Annotated in this window: 5 protein-coding genes; 1 reads left to right on the top strand and 4 read right to left on the bottom strand. The window is 66.4% G+C overall.

Features of this window, described 5'->3' with window-relative positions:
- From RMO81_RS05830 to RMO81_RS05815, 4 genes are all read right to left on the bottom strand, one after another.
- A partial coding sequence (locus tag RMO81_RS05830) for an N-succinylarginine dihydrolase (RefSeq protein ID WP_310474831.1) occupies nucleotides 1-788 on the bottom strand: 788 nt, incomplete at its 3' end.
- Nucleotides 785-2,185 carry a succinylglutamate-semialdehyde dehydrogenase gene (astD, locus tag RMO81_RS05825; RefSeq protein ID WP_310474830.1) on the bottom strand — a complete coding sequence of 467 codons (1,401 nt, stop codon included), beginning with the start codon at nucleotides 2,183-2,185 and terminating at the stop codon, nucleotides 785-787. The genes astD and RMO81_RS05830, both read right to left, overlap by 4 nt.
- A complete protein-coding gene (locus RMO81_RS05820) occupies nucleotides 2,172-3,230 on the bottom strand; it encodes an arginine N-succinyltransferase (RefSeq protein WP_310474829.1) in 1,059 nt (352 codons plus the stop codon). The genes astD and RMO81_RS05820 overlap by 14 nt, the downstream gene beginning before the upstream one ends.
- Nucleotides 3,227-4,444, bottom strand: coding sequence for a hydrolase (locus RMO81_RS05815; protein ID WP_310474828.1), 1,218 nt, complete (start codon nucleotides 4,442-4,444; stop codon nucleotides 3,227-3,229). Before RMO81_RS05815 ends, RMO81_RS05820 begins: the two co-directional genes overlap by 4 nt.
- Before the next feature lie 148 nt (nucleotides 4,445-4,592).
- On the opposite strand from RMO81_RS05815, the gene RMO81_RS05810 reads away from it, so the two are divergent.
- Nucleotides 4,593-5,928: amino acid permease (locus tag RMO81_RS05810; RefSeq protein WP_409049590.1), on the top strand; the 1,336-nt coding region annotated here is incomplete at its 3' end.

Here is a 5,928-nt window from a genome sequence, read left to right as displayed (position 1 = left end):
GCCTTCAGGCCGGCCGCATCGGCAAAGGCGTGCTCATGCGCGAACAGCACATTGCCGTTGGCCACCGCCACCACGTCATTATGGAAGGCGCCGGCATCGATGGCGGTCTGGCTCTGCGCCACGAACAGCGCGTTCGATACGCCGTGGCGGCGGGCGATGGCTTCGGAGGCGCGACGGTTCTGGCGTGCGGGGAAGCGGCCGCCTTCCTCACCGAACACGAAGATTTCGAGGCCGGGCGCATCGTGCGCGCTGCACAGCCGCATGAAATTGGCGGCACCTTCATCGCCAAAGGCGGCTGGCAGCCCTTCGTGCACCGCAAAGGCCGGATCGGCAAAGGCGACGGCCAATTGCGCGTGGGTTTCGGGATGTTCGATGGAGCGATGGGCCATGCGCGACAGGTTGGCGGCGCTGATGTGGCAGCGGCCATCTTCGGTATCGGGCGCCGGCGAAACGGTGGCGGCGTTGGCCGTCCACATCGAACTGGCCGAGGCCGCGGTGGCGAACAGGCGCGGATCTTCGGCGGCAGCGCGGGCAATCACCTGCTCGTCCGTTCCGACAAAGCCCATCTGGCGCAGGAAGCCGACGTTCGGCCGGTCCAGCGGCAGCAGGAAACCTTGCGTGAGCCCTAGCCCCGTCACGAAGCGCATCTTGGCGATGCCCTGCAACGCCGCCGCGCGCGGACGGCTGGTGGCGCCGCCATGGCGCGCGCTGGCCAGGTTGCCGAGCGAGAGCGCCGCATAATTGTGGCTCGGCCCAATCAGGCCATCGAAGTTGATTTCGCGGATCATGGCTTCAGGCCCGTGGTGATGCCGCCGCCCAGTGCATCGGCGGCCAGCGTCGCCACTGGGAAGGCGCAATAATCGGCGGCGTAATAGGCCGATGGGCGATGGTTGCCGCTGGCCCCAATACCGCCGAACGGCGCGGCGGATGAGGCGCCGTTGGTCGGTCGGTTCCAGTTGACGATCCCGGCACGGCTGCGCGCCCAGAAATCATCGAAGCGCGCCACATCGCCGCCGATCAGCCCGGCAGCGAGGCCAAAGCGCGTGGCGTTGGCCGCCGCGATGGCCGCATCCCAATCAGCGACGCGGATGATCTGCAGCACCGGGCCGAACAATTCGTCGTCGGACGGCCCATGGCCGGTCATGTCGATGATGGCGGGGAACAGGAACGGCCTATCAGCACGGGCGCGCACGAGCGGGCGCAATACTCGGCCACCGGCGGCCTGCAAGCCAGCCCAGCCGCGCTCCAGCCCATCGGCAGCAGAATTGGAAATCACCGGACCCATGAACGGCTGCGGTTCATCGAAGGGCGCGCCGACGATCAGGCGATCAGTCAGCGCCAGCACAGCCTCTACCAACCGGTCGTCGCCCTGCCTTAGGATCAGGCGGCGCGCGTTGGTGCAGCGTTGGCCGGCCGACAGGAAGGCCGATTGCACCACCGTGGCTGCCGCCGCGTCGATGTCATCCAATCCCCAAGCCACCAGCGGATTGTTGCCGCCCATTTCCAGCGCCAATATGCGGTGCGGCGTATCGGCAAACTGCCGCGCCAGGGCTGCGCCAACGTGCGCCGAACCGGTGAACAACAGGCCGTCGATCTCGGCACCGGCCAGTTCGCGTCCCACGTCGCCGCCGCCATGAACAAGGTTCAGCACGCCATCGGGCAGGCCGGCCTGCGCCCACAGGCTGGCCATCAGTTCGGCCACGGCGGGCGTCTGTTCGGATGGCTTGAACACGATCGTGTTGCCGGCCAGCAGCGCCGGCACGATATGGCCGTTGGGCAAATGCGCCGGGAAATTATAGGGCCCCAGCACCGCCAGCACGCCGTGCGGCTTGTGGCGCAACTCCTGGCGCACGCCGCCCCCTTCCGCCAGTTTCTCGCCCGCGCGCTCGGCCTGTGCGGTGATGGAAATTTCCACCTTGGCCGCCACGCTGGCAGCTTCGGTGCGGGTTTCCCACAATGGCTTGCCGGTTTCGGCGGCAATCAGGCGGGCAAAGCCGTCGGCCTCCGCCTCCACGGCGGCCTTGAAGGCGCGCGCGATGGCGATGCGTTTTGCCAGCGGCGTGCGCGCCCAGCCGGGGGCTGCGGCCCGCGCCCGGGCCACAGCGGCCGCCACGCCGCCCACCGGGCCAGCCCAGATGGCTTCGCCGGTGCAGGGATCGGTGGAAACCAGTTCAGCAAGCGACATGACGGATCCTCGTGCCGGGCGTGATGCCCAACGGTTCGGCAATCGCAGCGGGCAGTGTGCGAGCATCATCGGCCAGCGGCGACAAAAAGGCCTGGAAATCGTGCAGCGCGCCGGCGGCCACCAGCTGCGGCGGCCCATCGATGGCATCGGCCAGCGCGGCAATCTCGGCTTCGCTGGCGCCGCGGATGGACTTCAGATCGTCGATGCGGGCGCTCACGGTTGGGCCGCCGTCGAAAATGTCGACATAATTGTCGAAACTGAAGCCTTCGGAGAGCAGCATGGCCAGTGCCGCGCGGCCACTGCCATGTGGTTGGCCGATGGCGGCGCGGGCATCATCGGACAACAGATCGGTATAGATCGGATGGCGCGGCATCAGATCGGCGATGAACTGGTTGCCATGCACGGCGTTGAACTTATCGGCTTCGGGAAAGCTGATGCCAAAGAATTTGGCGCCCAGCGCATCCCAGAACGGCGAATGGCCCGCCGCATCCATCACGCCGCGCAGTTCGGCTATCACCCGGTCGCCAAAGCGGGCGCGATGTTGGGCAATGAACAGGTATCGCGCGCGGGCCAGCAAGCGGCCCAGCCCGCCGGTGCGCAGATCGGGGTGCAGGAACAGCCCGCCCACTTCCGACGCGCCGTCAAAATCGCTGGTGAGCGACAGGAACTGGATGCGCAGCGTGCGGGCCAGTTCCTTGCTGGTTTGGGTGAGAGTGGAAATCTTGTAGCTGTAGAACGGCCATTCCGCGCCGACCCGGCTGAACACCATGCCGGTGCCGCCAATCCGTCCGGTTGCCACTTCTTCCAGCAACAGCAGATACAGTTCGTTGTGCGGCTCAGCTTCGGGCCGGGCAAAGCTGGCATCAGACCAGGCGATGCGGCGCGCGAGGGCGCCTTCGTCGGCGGGCAGATTGGTGAAACCACCACCGGTAAGCTTGGCCAGCGCCAGCACGGCCGGCAGATCGGTGCTGCGCGCCGGGCGCACGCGCCATTCACCCGGAGCAATCGCAGGCGCAATCGCAGGCGCAATTGGGGCAGAGGTCATCGTTTCCACCCATGTTGCGCGACGCGCATCAGCACCAATGCGGCCAGCTTCGTCCGTTCTTCCAGCGAATCGGCGCACAGAAATTCTTCTGCACTGTGGATGGCGCCGCCGCGCGGCCCCATCGTGTCGACCACCGCCAGGCCCGTGGCGGCAAGATTGTTGCCGTCACACACGCCGCCGGTATCGCGCCAGCCGATGGCCAGGCCCAATGAGGCGCCGCACGATTTCACCAGATCGAACAGGCGCTGCTGATTGGCGTCGAGCGGCTTGGGCGGGCGGGCAAAGCTGCCGTGCACGTGAATATGCACGTCGTGCGCCGTCGCCACTGCCGCCACGGCCTCGTTGATCCCGGCTTCGGCGCGCAGCTGGGCGGCTGCACTGCGCGGGCGCATGTTCCAGCGCAGCACGGCAGCATCGGGCACGACATTGTTCGGCCCGCCGCCGTCAATCCTGGCCGGGTTGACCGACAGATCGTCGCCGGCAAGGCTTGCCAACTGCAGCGCCAGATCGGCAGCGGCGAGCAGCGCATTGCGTCCGTCTTGCGGATTGCGCCCGGCGTGGGCGGCTCGGCCGTGGATGGCGGCGGAAAAATTGCCCGATCCCGCCCGCGCACCGGCCAAGGTGCCATCGGGAAGCGCCGGTTCGAAGGTCAGGCCGAGGTGGCAACGTTTGGCCGCTTCGGCCAGCAAGGGCGCAGAGCCGGGGGAGGACACTTCTTCATCGCTGTTGAGGATCACTTCCCAGCCGATGGCATCTGCAAACGGGCTGGCCTCCAGCGCGGTCAGTGCCGCCTTGATGACCGCGATGCCGCCCTTCATGTCGGCCACGCCAGGGCCGTTCAGCGTATCGGCATCCAGCCAGCGGCACATCTGAAACGCGTGATCGGCAGGGAACACCGTATCCATATGGCCGGTCAGCAGCACGCGCACCGGCGCATTGGGGCGCTTGACGATATGGAGATTGTCGCCGTGCAGCAGCGCTCGTTCGGTGCCGCCGGCATCGATCTGGCTGGCCGGGGCCGCAGCCACCCGTGTCGCCGTACCGCCGAGCGGGGCAAAGGCCGCATCCAGCACGTCAATCATCTGCGCCAGCCCAGCCAGATTGCGGCTGCCGGTGTTGATCGCCGCCCAAGCTTCGATCTCGGCCAGCAGGGCCGGACGCAGCCCATCGATACGGGCCAGCGCATGGGCTTCAACAGGCGTGAGGACAGTCATCCCGGCACCATAATGTGTGATTTGTGCAACCGCCAGCCGTTTTTGTGATTCCTGTCACATGGTCAGTGACCGCCTTCGCCGCTCTGCCACCTTGACCGCACCCACCATTGCTGGGCATGACATTCCCATGACGGAGACGCCGAACCACATGGGGTCGGAATCGGCGCTCCCTGCAAGGGGATTTGGCTTGAACAAATGGCGCGTCAAGTCGCTGGATTCGATCCTGGCGACCGCTGAAAAGAAATCGCTCACCCGCTCGCTGGGGGCGTTCCAGCTCACCATGCTGGGCATTGGCGGCATCATCGGCACCGGCATCTTCGTGCTCACCGCCGAAGCCGCGCAGATGGCCGGGCCGGGCATGCTTATCAGCTTCGTGCTGTCGGCGCTGGTCTGCGGCCTCGCTGCGCTCTGCTATGCTGAACTGGCCGCGATGGTGCCGGTTTCGGGCAGCGCCTACACCTATTCCTATGCCACTTTCGGCGAGATCCTCGCCTGGATCGTCGGCTGGGCGCTGGTGCTGGAATATGCCGTGGCCGCGTCCGCCGTTGCAGTCGGCTGGTCAGGCTACATGGTCGGCGTGCTCGACAATTTCCTCGGTATCCAGCTGCCACCAGCATTGGTTACGGGGCCTTATGCCGGCGGGATCATCAACCTGCCGGCGGTGGTCATCGCGCTGGCGGTCACCTGGCTGCTGGTACTGGGCACCAAGGAAAGCGCCACGGTCAACTCCGTGCTGGTCACCGTGAAAGTGGTGGCCTTGGCCGCGTTCATCTTCCTGGCGGTTCCGGCGGCCACAGCCGACAAGTTCGAACCGTTCCTGCCCTTGGGCGCGACGGGTGCCATTGGCGCTGCATCGATCATCTTCTTTGCCTTCGTGGGCTTCGATGCGGTCTCCACAGCCGCCGAAGAAACCAAGAACCCGCAGCGCAATATCCCGATCGGGCTGATTGCCAGCCTGGCCATCTGCACCGTGTTTTATATGCTGGTGGGTGCCGGCGTGATCGGCAGCTATGGCGCGCAGCCGGTGTTTGGCCCGAACGGTGAAGCCTTGGCGCCCGGCTCGCCGGAACTGGTCGCCCAGTGCAAGACCTTTGCCGAAGCCACGCTGCCCGTCGTCTGCTCCAACGAAGCGCTGGCCCACGTGCTGCGCGCCATCGGCCATCCCGGCGTTGGCAACGTGCTGGGTCTCGCCGCCGGTTTCGCGCTGCCGTCCGTCGTCCTGATGATGATGTTCGCGCAAACCCGCGTGTTCTTCGTGATGAGCCGCGATGGCCTGCTGCCGGGCGCCCTGTCAAAGGTGCACCCGAAATACGGCACGCCGCACGTGGTGACGATCATCACCGGCGTGGGCGTCGCCATCTCGGCGGCCTTCTTCCCGGTTGGCCAGCTCGCATCAGTGTCGAACGGCGGCACGCTGTGCGCCTTCTTCTTCGTCAGCCTCGCCATCATGACTCTGCGTCGCACCGATCCGGACCGCAAACGCG

The sequence above is a fragment of the Sandarakinorhabdus sp. genome, assembly GCF_031422795.1.
GTDB lineage: Bacteria > Pseudomonadota > Alphaproteobacteria > Sphingomonadales > Sphingomonadaceae > Sandarakinorhabdus.
This window is presented reverse-complemented; position numbering and strand designations above follow the sequence as displayed.